General features: G+C 58.4%; 17 protein-coding genes and 1 tRNA gene. 8 read left to right on the top strand and 10 right to left on the bottom strand.

The features are described 5' to 3' along the window. Position 1: 1 nt before the first annotated feature. The 5 genes from cysW to dibA all read right to left on the bottom strand — a co-directional run bounded on the left by cysW (position 2) and on the right by dibA (position 5,378). Positions 2 to 871, bottom strand: a complete 870-nt coding sequence (cysW, locus tag KGA97_RS09195) for a sulfate ABC transporter permease subunit CysW (RefSeq protein ID WP_008034093.1) — start codon at positions 869 to 871, stop codon at positions 2 to 4. Positions 872 to 883: 12 nt separating this feature from the next. Next, positions 884 to 1,702: a sulfate ABC transporter permease subunit CysT gene (gene cysT / locus KGA97_RS09190; protein WP_007899634.1), complete on the bottom strand. Its 819-nt coding sequence runs from the start codon at positions 1,700 to 1,702 to the stop codon at positions 884 to 886. 172 nt (positions 1,703 to 1,874) lie between these two features. Continuing rightward, positions 1,875 to 2,888 carry a sulfate ABC transporter substrate-binding protein gene (locus KGA97_RS09185; RefSeq protein ID WP_008034089.1) on the bottom strand — a complete coding sequence of 338 codons (1,014 nt, stop codon included), beginning with the start codon at positions 2,886 to 2,888 and terminating at the stop codon, positions 1,875 to 1,877. A 69-nt stretch (positions 2,889 to 2,957) separates the two neighbouring features. Continuing rightward, on the bottom strand, positions 2,958 to 3,140 hold the full coding sequence (gene oscA, locus KGA97_RS09180; RefSeq protein ID WP_008034086.1) for a sulfur starvation response protein OscA: 183 nt from the start codon (positions 3,138 to 3,140) through the stop codon (positions 2,958 to 2,960). A gap of 318 nt (positions 3,141 to 3,458) precedes the next feature. Then, positions 3,459 to 5,378 carry a phosphodiesterase DibA gene (gene dibA, locus KGA97_RS09175; RefSeq protein ID WP_223480642.1) on the bottom strand — a complete coding sequence of 640 codons (1,920 nt, stop codon included), beginning with the start codon at positions 5,376 to 5,378 and terminating at the stop codon, positions 3,459 to 3,461. Positions 5,379 to 5,525: 147 nt separating this feature from the next. On the opposite strand from dibA, the gene desA reads away from it, so the two are divergent. Next, positions 5,526 to 6,713 (top strand): delta-9 fatty acid desaturase DesA, encoded by a 1,188-nt coding sequence (gene desA, locus KGA97_RS09170; RefSeq protein ID WP_008034081.1) that lies wholly within the window; start codon positions 5,526 to 5,528, stop codon positions 6,711 to 6,713. Positions 6,714 to 6,856: 143 nt separating this feature from the next. Further along, positions 6,857 to 7,846, top strand: coding sequence for a GGDEF domain-containing protein (locus KGA97_RS09165; RefSeq protein WP_223480641.1), 990 nt, complete (start codon positions 6,857 to 6,859; stop codon positions 7,844 to 7,846). A 123-nt stretch (positions 7,847 to 7,969) separates the two neighbouring features. On the opposite strand, the gene KGA97_RS09160 is transcribed toward KGA97_RS09165, so the two are convergent. The 3 genes from KGA97_RS09160 to gabD all read right to left on the bottom strand — a co-directional run bounded on the left by KGA97_RS09160 (position 7,970) and on the right by gabD (position 12,229). After that, a complete protein-coding gene (locus KGA97_RS09160) occupies positions 7,970 to 9,184 on the bottom strand; it encodes a response regulator (protein WP_223480640.1) in 1,215 nt (404 codons plus the stop codon). 127 nt (positions 9,185 to 9,311) lie between these two features. Further along, positions 9,312 to 10,589, bottom strand: a complete 1,278-nt coding sequence (gene gabT, locus KGA97_RS09155) for a 4-aminobutyrate--2-oxoglutarate transaminase (protein ID WP_008039680.1) — start codon at positions 10,587 to 10,589, stop codon at positions 9,312 to 9,314. 197 nt (positions 10,590 to 10,786) lie between these two features. Continuing rightward, positions 10,787 to 12,229: an NADP-dependent succinate-semialdehyde dehydrogenase gene (gabD, locus tag KGA97_RS09150; RefSeq protein ID WP_008034642.1), complete on the bottom strand. Its 1,443-nt coding sequence runs from the start codon at positions 12,227 to 12,229 to the stop codon at positions 10,787 to 10,789. 348 nt (positions 12,230 to 12,577) lie between these two features. On the opposite strand from gabD, the gene KGA97_RS09145 reads away from it, so the two are divergent. From KGA97_RS09145 to KGA97_RS09120, 6 genes are all read left to right on the top strand, one after another. After that, a tRNA-Arg gene (locus KGA97_RS09145) sits at positions 12,578 to 12,654 on the top strand. Positions 12,655 to 12,827: 173 nt separating this feature from the next. Then, positions 12,828 to 14,111, top strand: a complete 1,284-nt coding sequence (locus tag KGA97_RS09140; RefSeq protein ID WP_223480639.1) for an S-type pyocin domain-containing protein — start codon at positions 12,828 to 12,830, stop codon at positions 14,109 to 14,111. 17 nt (positions 14,112 to 14,128) lie between these two features. Continuing rightward, the gene (locus KGA97_RS09135) at positions 14,129 to 14,359 is read left to right on the top strand and encodes a hypothetical protein (RefSeq protein WP_223480638.1); all 231 of its coding nucleotides are present in this window, start codon (positions 14,129 to 14,131) and stop codon (positions 14,357 to 14,359) included. Next, positions 14,359 to 14,598 carry a pyocin S6 family toxin immunity protein gene (locus tag KGA97_RS09130; protein ID WP_223480637.1) on the top strand — a complete coding sequence of 80 codons (240 nt, stop codon included), beginning with the start codon at positions 14,359 to 14,361 and terminating at the stop codon, positions 14,596 to 14,598. Before KGA97_RS09135 ends, KGA97_RS09130 begins: the two co-directional genes overlap by 1 nt. A 356-nt stretch (positions 14,599 to 14,954) precedes the next feature. Continuing rightward, on the top strand, positions 14,955 to 15,119 hold the full coding sequence (locus tag KGA97_RS09125; RefSeq protein WP_223480656.1) for a colicin E3/pyocin S6 family cytotoxin: 165 nt from the start codon (positions 14,955 to 14,957) through the stop codon (positions 15,117 to 15,119). Between the two features lie 14 nt (positions 15,120 to 15,133). Then, the gene (locus KGA97_RS09120) at positions 15,134 to 15,373 is read left to right on the top strand and encodes a pyocin S6 family toxin immunity protein (protein WP_223480636.1); all 240 of its coding nucleotides are present in this window, start codon (positions 15,134 to 15,136) and stop codon (positions 15,371 to 15,373) included. Between the two features lie 225 nt (positions 15,374 to 15,598). Here KGA97_RS09120 and KGA97_RS09115 read toward each other — a convergent pair whose 3' ends face one another. Beyond that, the gene (locus tag KGA97_RS09115) at positions 15,599 to 15,910 is read right to left on the bottom strand and encodes a DUF6124 family protein (RefSeq protein ID WP_223480635.1); all 312 of its coding nucleotides are present in this window, start codon (positions 15,908 to 15,910) and stop codon (positions 15,599 to 15,601) included. 505 nt (positions 15,911 to 16,415) lie between these two features. After that, the gene (locus KGA97_RS09110) at positions 16,416 to 16,682 is read right to left on the bottom strand and encodes a hypothetical protein (protein ID WP_223434936.1); all 267 of its coding nucleotides are present in this window, start codon (positions 16,680 to 16,682) and stop codon (positions 16,416 to 16,418) included. Positions 16,683 to 16,697: the final 15 nt, after the last annotated feature.

The following is a 16,697-nucleotide window of genomic DNA, read 5'->3' as shown; positions in this document are numbered from 1 at the left end:
ATTATTCCTCCGCGGCGCTGGCGCGCAGGCGGTTAATACGGTTTTCGCTCCACTGCTTGAGCAGCAGGATGAAGAGCGCCAGGATCAGCAACAGGCTCGCCACAGCGAACGCGGCCACGTGGTTGTATTCGTTGTAGAGGATCTCGACGTGCAGCGGCAAGGTGTTGGTCACCCCGCGAATGTGCCCGGAAACCACCGACACCGCCCCGAATTCACCCATCGCCCGCGCGGTACAGAGCACCACGCCGTAGATCAGGCCCCATTTGATATTGGGCACGGTGACGTGCCAGAACATCTGCCAGCCATTGGCGCCCAGCAGGCGCGCGGCTTCTTCTTCCTGCGTGCCTTGTTCCTGCATCAGCGGGATCAGTTCACGCGCCACGAACGGCACGGTGACGAAAATCGTCGCCAATACGATGCCCGGCAGGGCGAAGACGATCTGGATATCGTGATCCTGCAACCACGGGCCGAACAGCCCCTGCGCGCCGAACATCAGCACGTAGACCAGACCGGCGATCACCGGCGATACCGAAAACGGCAAGTCGATCAGGGTCACCAGAATGCTTTTACCGCGGAACGAGTATTTGCTCACGCACCACGCGGCGCTGACGCCGAACACGAGGTTCAACGGGACTGAAATCAACACGGCGATGACCGTGAGTTTCAGCGCCGACAGCGCGTCGGGTTCAAGGATCGCGGTGAAGAACGAACCCAGACCATTCTTCAAACCCTGGGACACCACGATCACTAGCGGCAGCAACAGGAAAAGGGCAAACACCAGCCAGCCGAGGCCGATCAGGATTCGCCGTGACGTGGCACTGCCACGGCGGGCAGCGTTCGAGGAAGCAGCAGCAATAGATGATTGGGACATTTCTGCGCCTCCTTATGGGGTTTCAATACGGCGTTGCAGCAAGTTGATCAGCAGCAACAGGACGAAGGAAACCACCAGCATCAGTACACCAATGGAGGTGGCGCCGGTGTAATCGTACTGGTCGAGCTTGACCATGATCAGCAGCGGCAGGATCTCGGTTTTCATCGGCATGTTGCCGGCGATGAAAATCACCGAACCGTACTCGCCGACCCCGCGGGCAAAGGCCAACGCGAAACCGGTCAACCAGGCAGGCAGCAGTGCGGGCACCAGGATATGGCGGAAAACCTGCAAGGGTTTTGCACCGAGGCACGCCGCTGCTTCTTCCACTTCACGCGGGATATCGGCCAATACTGGCTGTACCGTACGTACTACGAATGGAAGCGTTACAAAAGTCAGCGCCAGCGTGATGCCGAGGGGGGTATACGCGATCTTGAAACCCAGGTCCGCAGCAAACTGACCCACCCAACCATTCGGCGCGTACAGCGCAGTCAGCGCGATACCGGCCACGGCAGTAGGCAAAGCGAAGGGCAGATCGATCATCGCATCGATGACCTTGCGACCCGGGAAGGTATAGCGCACCAGCACCCAGGCCAGCAGCGTGCCGATGATGCCGTTGATGATCGCGGCGTACAGCGCGGTGCCGAAGCTCAGCTTCAACGCCGCCAGCACGCGGGGCGCCGAGATGATCGCCCAGAACTGATCCCAGGTGAGTTGAGCGGCATGCACGAACATCGCCGCCAGTGGTATGAGCACAATCAGGCTGAGGTACACCAAGGTGTAGCCCAGCGTCAGCCCGAAGCCGGGTATGACGGGGGAGATACGACGCGACATAAAAGTCCTTGGTTGAAAGCAATCTGCTAAACGCACCTGTGGGAGCGGGCTTGCTCGCGAAGAGGGCATATCAGTCAACAGTTACGTCGCCTGACACACCGCCTTCGCGAGCAAGCCCGCTCCCACTTGGTACGCGCCTAAGCATCAGGCTCGTTGTGTGGCTTGAGTCAGGTTACTGCGCCGAGTAAATCTGGTCGAACACACCACCGTCATTAAAGAATTTCGGTTGCGCGGTTTTCCAGCCGCCGAAGTCTTTGTCGATGGTCACCAGTTCCAGTTTCGGGAACTGCTGGGCGTACTTGGCGGAGACTTCCTTATCACGTGGACGATAGAAGTTTTTCGCGGCAATTTCCTGACCGGCCGGGCTGTACAGGTGCTTGAGGTACGCTTCGGCGATCTGCTCGTTGCCTTTCTTCTCGGCGTTTTTGTCGACGACCGCCACTGGAGGCTCGGCCAGGATCGACAGCGAAGGCACGACGATCTCGAACTTGTCGGCGCCGCCGTCTTCTTTCAGCGCCAGGAAGGCTTCGTTTTCCCAGGCCAGCAACACGTCGCCCTGACCGTTGTTGACGAAAGTGATGGTCGAACCGCGAGCACCGGTATCCAGCACAGGTACGTGCTTGAACAGGGTTTGTACGTATTCCTTGGCCTTGGCTTCGTTGCCACCGTTGGCTTTCAGGCCGTAGGCCCAGGCCGCGAGGAAATTCCAGCGTGCGCCGCCGGAGGTTTTAGGGTTCGGAGTGATGACCGACACGTCGTTCTTGATCAGGTCGCCCCAGTCCTTGATGCCTTTAGGGTTGCCTTTACGCACCAGGAACACGATGGTCGAAGTGTACGGCGTGCTCGCTTCCGGCAGACGCTTCTGCCAGTCCGCCGGCAGGGTCTTGCCGAGTTTGGCGATTTCGTCGATGTCACCGGCCAGGGCCAGGGTCACTACGTCGGCACGCAGACCGTCGATCACCGCACGGCCCTGCTTGCCCGAGCCACCGTGGGACTGCTGGATTTTCACGGTGTCGCCAGCATGGTCTTTCTGCCAGTACTTGACGAACTCGGCGTTGTAATCCTGATACAGCTCACGAGTCGGGTCGTACGACACGTTGAGCAGCTCATAATCCTTGGCAACCGCAGAACCAGCAAAAAGGGCACTGGCCAGTGCGGCCAAAGCGAAATGACGAATCGACGACATGGTGAAAGCTCCTGGAATTCTTGGTGTGTTGGCTTTTTTTATGAAGTGCTGGAATCGGTTGCCGGTTGCTTAGCTCGACTTGGTGCTCGGGTTCTGCAAACGGAATTTCTCTTTACGCTCGATCTGGACCACTTGAGCGTTGTGTACGGTGATTTCCACGGCGCCAAATCGCAGATCGCGCAGGGCGCTCTGGATCTCACGCAAGATGGTGGCTTCGTCTTGACCGTCAACGCTACGTAGGGATGCGCTCATGGTGCTGCTCCTTCAACTGAGAGGTTGCCTGGCAGTGGGCGGCACTGCTTGCGGCGTGAGGCCAATAGTAGATAGGTGCGGATATTCTTAAAAAGACTATTTAAGAATGTTTATATAACCAAAAGAAATTATTTGCCGGGACGAGGGTTTACGTCTGCGCGACGGATCAAGGATCCAAAAATCAGCCCCTACACGATCCTTGTAGGAGCATGGCTTGCCAGCGAAGAGGCCCTTGAAACTCACCTAACTATCGAGACCGCCTTCGCTGGCAAGCCATGCTCCTACAGAGGTCTGCGTGTGGCGGTAATTTTTGTGTGGTCAGTGGATCTCGGGGGCGTGCATCCAGTCCAGTTGCCCCGCCGGCACCGGTCGGCCGAACCAGTAGCCCTGGCCAAGATCGCAACCCTGCTCCAGCAGGAAACCCGCCTGCTCGACCTGCTCGATCCCTTCGGCATGCACCTGCATGCCCATGCTTTGCGCCAAAGCGATGATCACGCGCACGATGGCCGCGTCGTCATCATCCCAGGGCAATCCGGCGACGAAGCCCTGATCGATCTTGAGTTTCTGCACCGGCAAACGCTTGAGTCGCAACAGTGACGAATAGCCGGTGCCGAAATCATCGATGGCCAGCCGCACGCCAAGCTCGCGCAAACGATGCATCTGCTCCAGAGCCACTTCCGGGTCATCCATCACCGCACTCTCGGTGACTTCCAGCTCCAGATACGCGGGATCCAGCCCGGTGTCGCGCAGCACCTGCGCCACCTGCTGATACAGCTCACGACGCGCGAACAAGCGCGATGAAACATTCACCGCGACAAACGACAACGCCACCCCGGCCTGCTGCCAGTGGCACATCTGCCGGCAAGCCTGCTGCATGACCCAGGCATCGATCTCGGCGATCAATCCGGTGCGCTCGGCGATGGGGATGAATTCCGCCGGCGACACCAACCCCCGCTGCGGGTGCTCCCAGCGCACCAGCGCCTCGACACCGACCAGGCGACGGGTCTTGAGGTCGTGAACCGGCTGGTAATACACGCGCAATTCCTGCTGTTCCAGCGCACGGCGCAATTCGGATGCCGTCTCAACCCGCTGTTGCGCATGGGCGGTCAATTCTTCAGTGTAGAGCGCGTAACCATCGCGACCAGCGCTTTTGGCCTTGAACAAGGCCGAGTCGGCGTTGCGCAGCAGTTGTTCAGCGCTCAAGGCATCGCCGGGGAACAGGCTGATACCGATGCTGGCGTTGATAAACAGCCGATGACCGTCAATGTGGAACGGCTCCTTGAGACCGTCGACGATCCGCTGGGCCAGTGCCGCGGCGTGCACCAGCTGCGGGCAACTTTCAGCCAGTACGGCGAACTCATCGCCGCCCAGCCGCGCCAGCGTGATGCCCGGGCCGAACATGGCTTTCAAGCGTTCGGCCACGGCCTTGAGCAATTGGTCACCGACCGTGTGCCCGAGGCTGTCGTTGATCATCTTGAAATGATCCAGATCGATCATCAGCAACGCACAGCCGCGCTTTTGGATCTGCGCCGACGCCAATGCCTGCTCGGCACGGTCGGTGAACAGCAGGCGGTTGGGCAGATCGGTCAGTGGATCGTGATGCGCCAGGTACTTGAGTTCGTGCTCGGAATCCTTGATCGCGCTGATGTCGGAAAACACCGCGACGTAGTGGCTGAGCTTGCCGTGGTCGTCATGAATCAGGCGGATCGTCTGCCATTGCGGGTAGATCCCGCCGTTTTTGCGACGGTTCCAGATCTCGCCGCTCCACTCGCCGCAACGGTTGAGCGTGGCGAACATCGTCTGGTAGAAACTCGCCGGGTGGTGGCCGGACTTGAACAGGCTGGGTTGCTGGCCCAACACTTCTTCGCACTGGTAGCCGGTAATCTCCATGAAGGCGCGGTTCACATGGACGATCACCCCATTACGGTCGGTGACCAGCACGCCTTCGCGGGTGCAATCGAACACGGCGGCGGCCTGACGCAAACGCTCCCGGTCTTCATTGCGCTCACGCAATTTGGCGCCGATCCCCAGGCAACGGAACAATCGCGCCCGAGCGAGGAAGATCAGCCCGGCGCTGAGCACCACCCAGACGTAACCGTTGATCAGTTGCCATCGCAGTAACTCATCGGAGCTATCGAAGAAACTGTTCAATAAATGACCACTGAGCTCCAGCCAGACGACGGAAAGCAGCAGGTAAAGCAGCGATGCACGCATGGCATCGCGATAGGTGGCAGACATTCGGCCGTCCATGTCCCTACAAAAGGGTTGGAATTATAGGTTAATGAAACATCAAGCCACTCTTATCTGAAAGGGCGACTGGTTTTATCTGTGGGCTTAGTGATAATGCAACGGCTGTTTTTTTCTTTATCGAGGGCGCTATAGCCTATGTGGTACGAAGGTTTTCTCGGCTTGTCGCCCTGGTCACTGGTGGCAGTCACCCTGCTGATGACCCACGTCACGATTATCGGCGTGACGGTCTATCTGCATCGCTATTCAGCCCATCGCTCGCTTGAGCTCAATGCCGGCCTGAAACATTTCTTCCGCTTCTGGCTGTGGCTGACCACGGCGCAGAACACCCGCGAGTGGACCGCCATCCACCGCAAGCATCACGCCAAATGCGAAACCGTCGATGACCCGCACAGCCCGGTCATCAAGGGCTTGTCCACCGTTCTGCGCAAAGGTGCCGAGCTGTACCGCGCCGAAGCGGAAAACCCCGAGACCCTGCGCATCTACGGCAAGAATTGCCCCGAAGACTGGATCGAACGCAACCTCTACAGCCGTTACCCGCTGTTGGGCGTGGCGATCATGGCCGTCATCGACCTGCTGCTGTTCGGCACCATCGGCATCACCATCTGGGCTATCCAGATGATGTGGATCCCGGTCTGGGCCGCCGGTGTGGTCAATGGCCTGGGCCACGCCGTCGGCTACCGCAACTTCGAATGCCGCGATGCGGCGACCAACCTGGTGCCCTGGGGCATCCTGATCGGCGGTGAAGAACTGCATAACAACCATCACACCTATCCTAATTCGGCAAAACTGTCGGTGAAGAAGTGGGAATTCGACCTCGGCTGGGCCTGGATCCAGGTCTTCAGTTTCCTGCGCCTGGCCAAGGTTCAACGAGTTGCGCCGATTGCCCACCGGGTCGAAGGCAAAGGCAACCTGGACATGGACACCGCCATGGCCATCCTCAACAACCGCTTCCAGATCATGGCCCAGTACCGCAAATTGGTGATCGCGCCGCTGGTCAAACAAGAGCTGGAAAAGGTCGATCACTCGGTCCGTCACCAATTCCACAGGGCCAAACGCCTGCTCTCGCGGGAAACCAGCCTGCTCGATGACAAACACCACCTGCGCATCCAGACCATGCTCGAGCACAGTCAGGCGCTGAAGGTAATTTACGAGAAACGACTGGCCTTGCAGCAGATCTGGGTCAAGACCAGCTCAAATGGTCACGACATGCTGGCGGCCATCAAGGATTGGGTACACGAAGCCGAAGCCAGCGGAATTCAGTCCCTGCGCGACTTCGCCGACCAATTGAAGACCTATTCCCTGCGCCCTGCCGCTACCGCCTGACACCGTTGATCGGTGCGCCCCGTTCGAGGGCGCACCCTTCGGAACTTAGCTCCAAATCCCCTATCTCAAAGACACTTCGCCACTACGGCGGGCTTTGTTGTGGCCGCTGTCGAACACGCGGCACGTCCTTGAGATTTGTGTCGATGGTCAATAAGAACCTGCAAGACTCATCCCTACCCCAGTGGCCGGAAGCCGCGCAAACCCTGATGGCGCTGATGCATGCCCAAGGCGAAGTCGCGCGCCTGAGCGAACGCGAACAGCTGTTCAGCTCGCTGCTGGTGAGCGTTAACGCGGTGCTTTGGGCGTTCAATTGGGAAACCCGCCAGGTGCTCTACGTGAGCCCTGCCTACGAACGGATTTTCGGTCGGCCCGCCGGCCTGTTGCTGGCCGACGCCAATCAGTGGCGCGACAGCATCTACCCCGACGATCTGGAGTATGCCGAGCGCAGCCTCGCCGAAGTGCTGGTCAAAGGCGCCGTTGAAGACCGTGAGTACCGCATCATTACCGCCGACGGCCAGGTGCGCTGGCTCAGCGACAAGTGCTTCATCAACCGGCAAGCCGAACCGGGTCAACCGCTGATCATCGTCGGCATTGCCGAAGACATCACCGACAAGAAGCAGATGGAAAGCGAGTTGCATCGCTTGGCTACCACCGATGTCCTGACCCAGAGCAGCAACCGCCGCCACTTCTTCGACTGCGCCCACCTTGAATTCGAACAGGCAAGAAAAAAAGGCACGCCGTTGGCGTTTCTGTTGCTGGACATCGATGACTTCAAATTGATCAACGACACCTACGGCCATCCGGAAGGCGACAACGTGCTGCAACGGATCGCCGAATGCGGGCAAGCGGCTTTACGGCGCGGTGACGTGTTCGGACGCATTGGTGGTGAGGAGTTTGCGGCGGTGTTCCCCGGTTGCGCGCCGGACATGGCCATGCAAGTGGCCGAGCGCCTGCAACGGGAGATTCAGCGGTTGAGCTTCAGCCATGACGACCAGACGTTCGGCATCACTGTCAGCCAGGGATTGACCAGCCTGACGGCCGAAGATAAAAGCCTGGATAGCCTGTTCGCCCGCGCGGACGCGGCGATGTACGAAGCGAAGCGCCAGGGCAAGAACCGGATCATCTCCGGCTGACAACCCCAACGCTGAACCCTGTAGGAGCCGGCTTGCTGGCGATGGCATCACCGCGGTTAATCAGCCACACCGCGTTGTCCGGATCGCCAGCAAGCCGGCTCCTACAGGGGTTTTGCGTCAGGCTCACTTTTTGCGCAAACGCATCAATTCCGGCAAGCCAATCTTGAGCAGCCGCGCCGTCCGGCTCTTGGCCAGTTCCTCAATGCCCTCATGCTCATTCAATCGCGCCAACTGTGCCGCCATGTTCATCACCAGCGCTTCGCGGGAGTAAACCCCGCCACCGAGCTGGTAGACCGCCGCAATCAGCTCTCGCAGCTCCAGAGGCAGGCGCCAGCGGGTTCGCAACGCCGAACCATAGGCTGCACCGAACTCGGCCAGTGCATCACCGACCTCCTCCCATTCATCCAGCTCTCCACCGGACTGCTTCCATTCCTGCAAACACCGCAGCAACGCGAGGTCACCCAAGCGATGCAGCATGCCTGCGCAGTAACAGCGCTCCTGGTCCAGATCCAGCAAGCGCGCCAATGTCCGGGCGTATTCAGCGGTGTGCAGCGAGAGGTTCCAGTAACGCTCGGCATAATCCGCCAGCAGCGGATCGCTGAGCCGCGCACTGCGCTTGAGCGCCAACCCCAAAATCAAATTCATGCTCTGCCCAGTGCCCAGCCGATGCAGCGCCTGGGACAGGGTTTGTACCGCAGCGCCGTGATGCTGGGCTGCACTGTTGGCGGCGGCGATCAGGACAGCAGTGATCTGTGGATCAACGCGGATTTCATCTTCGAGCAACTTCAGGTCAAGACCGTTGGGATTAAGGCTGCGCTTGACCGCCAGCTCCACGTCGGTCATCAGCGGCGCACCATCGGTAAACTCACGACGACACTCCAGGTACGCCGACAAGCTCATGCCCGGCGCCAACGCCGGCACCTCACACGAGACCTGTTCCCCAGCGTTCAGCAGCAGATCCTGCAGACGGTGGGTCAGGCTTTCCATGTTCAGGGGTTTGGTCAGGTACGCCGAGGGCGCCAGGGGCAAGGCTTCGCGCACGCTGGCGCTGTCGTTGCGGGTGCTCATCAGAATAAAAGGCAACGGCGGATTGCGTTTGCGCTGGCGGACGTTGCGCAAGACATTCAAACCATCGACACCGGGCAATTCCCAGTCGACGATCACCAGGTCATACGGATTTTCCGCCAGCAGCTCCAACGCCTGTTGACCGTCGGCACAAAGATCCAGCCGCGCGTCACAGCGCACTTTCAACAGCACCTGCTTGAGCAAGTCGCGGGACCAGGGGTCAGCTTCGGCAATCAGCACACGCGGTACGGCGGGCAAAACTACAGCGGTCATCTGCATACTCCATTTGCACTGCTTGCACCTTAGTCAATGCGGGCCATTTGAAAAAGTGCGGCAGGTTCTGCAGTCACGAAAAAACCCGCCGAAGCGGGTTTTTTGTCGATCAGGTCACACTCGGTGATCAGAGCTCGGCGAAGCACTCTTCGATGATCGCCAGGCCTTTGTCCAGTTGCTCGTCCGGCGAGGTCAGCGGTACCAGGACGCGCAGAACGTTGCCGTAGGTGCCGCAGGACAGCAGGATCAGGCCTTTTTCACGAGCCTTGGCCACGACAGCAGCGACCGCTGGAGCGTTCGGCTTGTGGCTGTCGCCATCGACGAACAGCTCGACTGCGATCATCGCGCCCAGGGCACGGACTTCGCCGATCACCGGGTACTTGGCCTGGATGGCCTTGAGGCCAGTGACCAGACGCTCGCCGACTGCCTTGCAGCGGTCCAGCAGGTGCTCTTCTTCGAACACTTCCATCACGGCCAGGGCCGCGGCGCAAGCGATCGGGCTACCGGCGTAGGTGCCGCCCAGGCCACCTGGAGCGATGGCGTCCATGTATTCGGCCTTGCCGCACACACCGGCCAGCGGGAAACCGCCAGCGATGGATTTGGCGAAGGTGGTCAGGTCGGCGGCAACACCCATCTGTTCCATGGCGAAGAAGGTGCCGGTACGGCCGGCGCCAGTCTGCACTTCGTCAGCGATCAGCAGGATGCCGTGCTGGTCGCACAGGGCACGCAGGCGCTTCATGAACTCTTTAGGCGCGACGTAGAAACCGCCTTCGCCCTGAACCGGCTCGATGATGATGGCAGCGATGTCACGCGGCTCGGCGTCGTTCTTGAAGATGCGTTCGATGCTGGCGATCGAATCGTCGATGCTCACACCGTGCAGTTCGTTCGGGTACAGCGCGCGGAAGATGCCGCCTGGCATCAGGCCCATGCCGGCCGAGTAAGGCACGACTTTACCGGTCAGGCCCAGGGTCATCATGGTGCGACCGTGGTAAGCGCCGGTGAACGCGATCACGCCGGCACGGCCAGTGGCGGCACGGGCGATCTTGATGGAGTTTTCAACGGCTTCGGAACCGGTGGTCACCAGCAGGGTTTTCTTGGCGAAATCACCTGGCACCTTGGCGTTGATTTTTTCGCACACTTCTACGTACGGCTCGTAGGCCAGTACCTGGAAGCAGGTGTGGGTCAGCTTGTTCAGCTGCTCGGTCACGGCGGCGATGATTTTCGGGTGCACGTGGCCGGTGTTCAGCACGGCGATACCGCCGGCGAAGTCGATGAACTCGCGACCTTCAACGTCGGTCACGGTGGCGTTCTTCGCGGACTCGGCGAAGATCGGGTGAATCTGGCCAACACCGCGTGGTACAGCGGCTTCGCGGCGTTTCATCAGTGAAGCGTTAGTCTTGCTCATAAAGTCCTCATTCACCGCTCATCGGGCGGCGTGGTTCAAGGAAAATGCGGCGGGGAGGCAACTGAGGCAGCATGCGATGATCGACTGCCACAGCGTTCCCGGCCACAGAGAAAATTCCGGTTGAAGCACGCAAAGGGTCAGCGCTCTCGTGCCCTTTGCGTTTGAAGCAATGCCTTGCCGGGCTTATGCCCTCGAGCTTAGATGCCCAGGCAGAGGTATTTGATTTCCAGGTAATCTTCGATGCCGTACTTGGAGCCTTCACGGCCCAGGCCCGACGCCTTGATGCCGCCGAACGGCGCGACTTCGTTGGAGATCAACCCGGTGTTGACGCCAACCATGCCGTATTCCAGGGCTTCCGCCACACGGAACACACGACCCAGGTCGCGAGCATAGAAGTACGAGGCCAGACCGAATTCGGTGTCGTTGGACATCGCGATCACGTCGGCTTCGTCTTTGAAGCGGAACAGCGGCGCCAATGGACCGAAGGTTTCTTCCTTGGCCACGGCTGCGTTGTTCGGCACGTTGGTCAGGATGGTCGGCTCGAAGAAGTTGCCTTCCATCGACTTGCCGCCAGCCAGAACAGTTGCGCCTTTGGAAATGGCGTCAGCGATGTGCTCTTGCACCTTGGCCACGGCTTTTTCGTCGATCAGCGGGCCAGTGGTGGTGCCCACTTCCAGACCGTTGCCGATCTTGAGTTTGGCCACAGCCACTTTCAGTTTTTCAGCGAACGCATCGTAGACCGAATCCTGAATGTACAGGCGGTTGGCGCAGACGCAGGTCTGGCCGTTGTTGCGGTACTTGGAAATGATCGCGCCTTCGACAGCCTTATCCAGGTCCGCGTCGTCGAACACGATGAACGGCGCGTTGCCGCCCAGCTCCAGGGACACTTTCTTGATGTCCTTGGCGCATTCAGCCATCAACTGACGACCGATTTCGGTCGAGCCAGTGAAGGACAGTTTGCGAACGATCGGGTTGCTGGTCAGCTCGCTGCCGATGTCGCCGGCGCTGCCGGAAACAACGCTGAACACGCCCGCAGGAATGCCGGCACGCTGAGCCAGTTCAGCCAGAGCGAAAGCGGAAAACGGAGTTTGCGAAGCAGGCTTGAGCACCATGGTGCAACCGGCGGCCAGGGCCGGGCCGGCTTTACGGGTGATCATCGCGGCCGGGAAGTTCCACGGAGTAATTGCAGCGGTCACGCCGATTGGCTGCTTGATCACGATCAGGCGCTTGTCTGGCTGGTGGCCCGGAATCACGTCACCGTAGACGCGCTTGGCTTCTTCGGCGAACCACTCGATAAAGGAAGCGGCGTAAACGATTTCGCCCTTGGCTTCGGCCAATGGCTTGCCCTGCTCCAGGGTCATCAGGCGAGCCAGGTCGTCCTGGTTCTCGATGATCAGCTCGAACCAGCGACGCAGCTTGTTGGCGCGGTCCTTGGCGGTCAGTGCACGCCAGGCCGGCAGCGCTTTGTCAGCAGCTTCGATCGCACGGCGGGTTTCGGCAGCGCCCATTTTCGGCACGGTGCCCAGAATTTCGCCCGTTGCCGGGTTGTTGACCTTGATCGTCTGACCATTGTCCGCATCAACCCAAGCGCCATCGATGAAGGCTTGCTGGCGGAACAACTGGGTGTCTTTAAGCTGCATGTCGGCTTTCCTTAACAGCACCGCGGCACGCGCGGAGCAAATTATGATTGTAGAAAGGCGCCTCAAAGGCTGCCGTCAGGGAAATCATTCACCGGGCTGAAGCACATAAATAGCGCACGGAATGAACTCGTGCGGTTCAGCACCCAGACAAGAGCGTTTGAAATCTCAAACGAATCCTAGGATCAAAGGGGGTAAAGGACAATAGGTTGTTCGAAAAAAAGAACGAAAACGCCGCATTTGCTCAATTTTTCTGATCAACGTAGCAAACGCAGGTTACGCTTTGAAAAAGCGCAGTCGATTCAGCAGCATGGACGCCCGCAGTGCATATGAGTATCATGGCGCCCGCTTGCACCAGTAGCTCAGCTGGATAGAGTACTGCCCTCCGAAGGCAGGGGTCGTGGGTTCGAATCCCGCCTGGTGCACCATACTAGTAGAAACGAGAAAGCCTCAGGCCGTAGGGTCTGGGGCTTTTTTGTGGGTGTTGTAGTCAGTGAGTACTACTCCCCCCGATACAGACAAATTCCGCAAAACTATTTTTTGCCCGGCGCGATCCACGCTCTCCAGAATGCTTCCCGAGGACTAAACCGAAGGGAACGCCATGCGTTTGATAAGGAAAGTCGACAAGGGCCTCGAACAGACCGAAAGCCCCGCCAATGCCGCCCGATTAGTGAAAGACGCGCTGGCTCGAGGTCGCCATTGCATTGGCGGACTCACTCATGTTGGGAGCCATTCCAGCATCAGCAGCGACAGCGAAATTATCGAGGCCGTCCGCAAGGGTGATTTGCTGTTGGTAAAGGAACGCTTTGCCAGCTCAGGCGGTGGCTTCATGGTGAGATCAGCGCCAGCGCCTGAACCGATCTATACCCCCCCAAAGGATCCATGGCCACAGGCCAAGCTTCGTGACGATCAGGTCTTTGCCAAATCCTGCATCCCCGATAACTGGTGTCGCACCGACGTCGGCACCGCTGCGGAGCCCGCCTCGAACTTTGGCAAGATAATGGTCGCGGGCGCCATGCTTTTTCCGTCTGCCAGCACCGCCGTAGCGACGGCACTCGGCGCCGATCTGGCACTGGGTCGAATGGCCGGTGGTGGCATCCTGCAGCAGCGTCTTAACTGGGCGATTCGCGGTGCAGGCGGGCCTGCCAGTGTTTTTATACTCGGCATGCTCCCCACTCAGATGGGCGACGGCACCCTCCATTCCGACAATCAGTTGCGCAGCATGACCCACGCCCCCACCCGTGTGCGATTCCAGTTTCGTCGCGATGCCGAGGGGGCACTACAGGTTTACGGCATCCACACTACCGCATCAGGCGACGATACCGTACGCACGGTACTAGCCGCGTGGAATGCCGATAAAACCGCCTTGGAAGCCAAGCTCAATGGCATCACTATCTTGTGGACGCCCCAGCACGGGCCACTGGGACAGATGCCCCCGCTGATCTACCCCGACAGCAGCGGCGAACAGCTTGGCACCATCCTTGTCCACCCGATTCCGGACAACACAGACAGTCAGCTCGAAGGCCTCCCCGGTGAGGACATCACCACTGACGACTGTATTCTGGTGTTTCCAGCGGACACTGGGTTGAAGTCGATGTATGTGGTGTTCGCTCGGCCTATTGGGGGCGATCACAGCTACTACCCGGCGCCAAAGGGGCTAACGGCTTTCCCTGATGCGGTGCTCAGCCCTTCGAAGAGCTCAGTCAAAGGTGGCGGGCAGAAACGCAAACGCTGGAAGGATCGCAAGGGACGCATTTATGAGTGGGACTACGAGAATGGCCGGGTTGAGCTGTACGACAAACAGGGCAAGCATCTGGGAGAGTTCGACCCTGAAACGGGAGAACGCAAAAAGGACGCAGAGCCAGGCCGAACCACGCCAAAGTAAGTTGAAAGGAGCCAAAAATGCAGCATGAAATTCTTGCGTTCGACAAGAAAACCGAGCAATTGGTTTTCAGCATTGAAATCCCTGCTGACCGGTTCGCTACATTGGCAGAGCTGATGGATTGGCGTGAGCCAGAAGATGCCATTTATGAATACGAGTTATCGCCAGAGCAGGTAAGCGGTCTTGAAAGCATGATTGGGAAGACCTTCAACAGTCCTGAGTTCATCTTTCAATTGTCCTGTTCCGCTTGATGTTTTTAGAGATTACAGGCTTTCTCGCAGGCGACAACGAAGACGATTCGATCAAATTTGAGCTCGACGTAAGTCCCGAATTTGAGCAAGCCGTTATGGACGTATTGGGCTGGGACAGCTTAGCAGCCGAGGCTAATGGCGAGCTTCCATTAATCGGTAGGCAGATCCAACAAATAGAAATCGCGATCCAACAGCCATTACCTAAAGAATTGGAGCTATTCATCGGTGTACGGGCATAGCAGGGATTAGAAGTGGAAGTCGATGAGGCACACCCTCGATCAAATCACCTTTAGATAGTCGGTCGTGGGACTAAATCCACTTTGAGCTGGCCTGGCCCCGGTGTCTGAACGAGGTAGCTGTCGACTTAGAGTTGACAACTTCGGCTGACGCCAGGAATGGCACCCACACGTTGGTGAACGAACAGTTTGTGAGATCGCGCGGCTCTGCTCGTGGGTTCAGCGGCTCGCGCAAGGTTGAAGTCTATGTATGTGGTTTTGCCCGGCCTATCTGTGGTGACCACAGCGCCTAGAAGGCTGACAGCTTTCCCAGATGCAGTAAGGGACAAGTCCAGAAGCTCTGTAACGGGCGGGGCTGTCTGCGTAGACGCTGGAAAGATCGTAAAGGCCGTATTTATGAGTGGGACTCTGAAAATGGCAGGGTTGAGCTATACGACAAGCAAGGAAAGCATCTGGGAGAGTTCAACCCTGACACAGGAGAGCGGACCAAGGACGCCGAGCCTGGCAGAACAACTCCAAAGTAATTTAGGGGAAAATCATGCACCTATGCATCACAGGTTTTTTATCGGGCGACAGCGATGATACTTCGCTGAAATATGAACTAGACGTACCGTCGCAGTTTGAGCCAGCGGTACTGGAAGTGCTGGGGTGGCAAAGCCTTGCAGAAAGCCCGGACGGCGAATGGCTGCTTACAGGCGACCAATCTCTGCGGATTGCGACCGCGATTAATGAGCAGTTACCCAGCGACCTGGATCTATTCATTGGGCTAGAAGCCTAGCTAACCAGTTGGGCCCCTAACAGCACGCCAGAACAGGTCTCCGCTGGAGACAGTCACGGCGCCTGATCTTGTGCGCGTGGATTACTTCGGTTTGAAATCGAAGAAATACGTTGTGGGGCTTCTGCGTTTCAATCCGAGGGGTCGTGCAAGACGGCGACCTTTGGACAACGCGGGCATTCAGACCGCCCGCGTCATCGTTAACGTCCATCGCGAGCAAGCTCGCTCCTACAGGTCGTTGCAGTTTTCCTGCCTGGCGAAAATCGCCGCCATTTCTGGCTCATCCAGATGATCCAGCGCTCGCTCCACCAACAAATGCACTCCATCGGCCATGCGGCTGAGCGCCAGGGCTTTGGAGCGGCGCGAACCGTCCACACCGTCGGCTAGGTCAGCGGCGATGGCGCTGATCGACAGCAGGTCTTCCGAGGCATTGGCGAGCAGGGTTTCGGTGTTGATGTTGGGACTGACGGTGAAGAGCAAGCCTTTACGTTCAGGTTGTTCTGGTTCAGATCCTGGTGGATCGGGGACTATTTTGGACATGTCTTAGCTCTCTTGGATGAGGCTGCGACTATTTCGCTACTAAACGAAAGGGAGGCAGCTGTGCGCAGGTTAGTAGACCGATGAGCTAAGAAATCGGCGCGCCCGAGGACGCCCTACGCACAGCCACCATCAAATACAGGACAGAGTCCAGACTGATGAGAGTCTTGTACGACTTAGCAACGACGGGCTACTAAACCCGATCACTGACAACCAGTGACACGAATCAAACTACCGACCCGCTCCCAAGCGCACAAGCCGGCGGATTCTGGCGTAGCCGTAGGTAATGGCGCAAGAATTTGTAGCTTGCAGGAAGTAAAACAAAGTCCTTTTAAACAAGCCCAAAATCACTGGGCTGTGGGGCTTTTCCTGTAGGAAAGAGCCGGCTCCGGGCGGCGTTCCGACGATGGGCGTTAATGATGACGCAAGCAGTCTGAATGCCCGCGTTGTCTGAGAGAACATCGCGAGCAGGCTCGCTCCTACAGGGAGATCATTTCACCAGAGAAAATCACTCAGTCGTCCAGTCAAACTCGTCGTAATCATCGTCTTCGTCGTCCTCAAACTCTTCTTCATCTAGGACGTCCTCCTCCAGAACCTCTTCTGCCTGCTTGGCCAGAAGAAATTCCTTACGACTCTCGGTCACTGCTCGCCGCAGTTCCTCGCCCTTGACCGGGCAGTTGAGCATTTGGGCGATGCGGTCGATTTTTTTTGCCACGGCATCCTCCAACGCATCGGCTATAGGCCGATAGTGCGCGCTTTCGGGGGTGGATGCCAAATCGCAGAGCTCCTG

The sequence above is a fragment of the Pseudomonas sp. BF-B-15 genome (assembly GCF_019946675.1).
Lineage (GTDB): Bacteria > Pseudomonadota > Gammaproteobacteria > Pseudomonadales > Pseudomonadaceae > Aquipseudomonas > Aquipseudomonas migulae.
Note: the sequence above shows the minus strand (reverse complement) of the source record. Positions and strands in the feature narration are given on the sequence as shown.

Bases quoted from the DNA above. Each gene is read 5' to 3' on its own strand.
- oscA (WP_008034086.1), bottom strand. From the start codon at position 3,140: ATGAGCGCATCCCTACGTAGCGTTGACGGTCAAGACGAAGCCACCATC.
- KGA97_RS09165 (WP_223480641.1), top strand. From the start codon at position 6,857: ATGGTCAATAAGAACCTGCAAGACTCATCCCTACCCCAGTGGCCGGAA.
- gabD (WP_008034642.1), bottom strand. From the start codon at position 12,229: ATGCAGCTTAAAGACACCCAGTTGTTCCGCCAGCAAGCCTTCATCGAT.
- KGA97_RS09120 (WP_223480636.1), top strand. From the start codon at position 15,134: ATGCACCTATGCATCACAGGTTTTTTATCGGGCGACAGCGATGATACT.
- dibA (WP_223480642.1), bottom strand. From the start codon at position 5,378: ATGTCTGCCACCTATCGCGATGCCATGCGTGCATCGCTGCTTTACCTG.
- cysW (WP_008034093.1), bottom strand. From the start codon at position 871: ATGTCCCAATCATCTATTGCTGCTGCTTCCTCGAACGCTGCCCGCCGT.
- KGA97_RS09160 (WP_223480640.1), bottom strand. From the start codon at position 9,184: ATGACCGCTGTAGTTTTGCCCGCCGTACCGCGTGTGCTGATTGCCGAA.
- KGA97_RS09130 (WP_223480637.1), top strand. From the start codon at position 14,359: ATGTTTTTAGAGATTACAGGCTTTCTCGCAGGCGACAACGAAGACGAT.
- gabT (WP_008039680.1), bottom strand. From the start codon at position 10,589: ATGAGCAAGACTAACGCTTCACTGATGAAACGCCGCGAAGCCGCTGTA.
- desA (WP_008034081.1), top strand. From the start codon at position 5,526: ATGTGGTACGAAGGTTTTCTCGGCTTGTCGCCCTGGTCACTGGTGGCA.
- KGA97_RS09115 (WP_223480635.1), bottom strand. From the start codon at position 15,910: ATGTCCAAAATAGTCCCCGATCCACCAGGATCTGAACCAGAACAACCT.
- cysT (WP_007899634.1), bottom strand. From the start codon at position 1,702: ATGTCGCGTCGTATCTCCCCCGTCATACCCGGCTTCGGGCTGACGCTG.
- KGA97_RS09185 (WP_008034089.1), bottom strand. From the start codon at position 2,888: ATGTCGTCGATTCGTCATTTCGCTTTGGCCGCACTGGCCAGTGCCCTT.
- KGA97_RS09135 (WP_223480638.1), top strand. From the start codon at position 14,129: ATGCAGCATGAAATTCTTGCGTTCGACAAGAAAACCGAGCAATTGGTT.
- KGA97_RS09140 (WP_223480639.1), top strand. From the start codon at position 12,828: ATGCGTTTGATAAGGAAAGTCGACAAGGGCCTCGAACAGACCGAAAGC.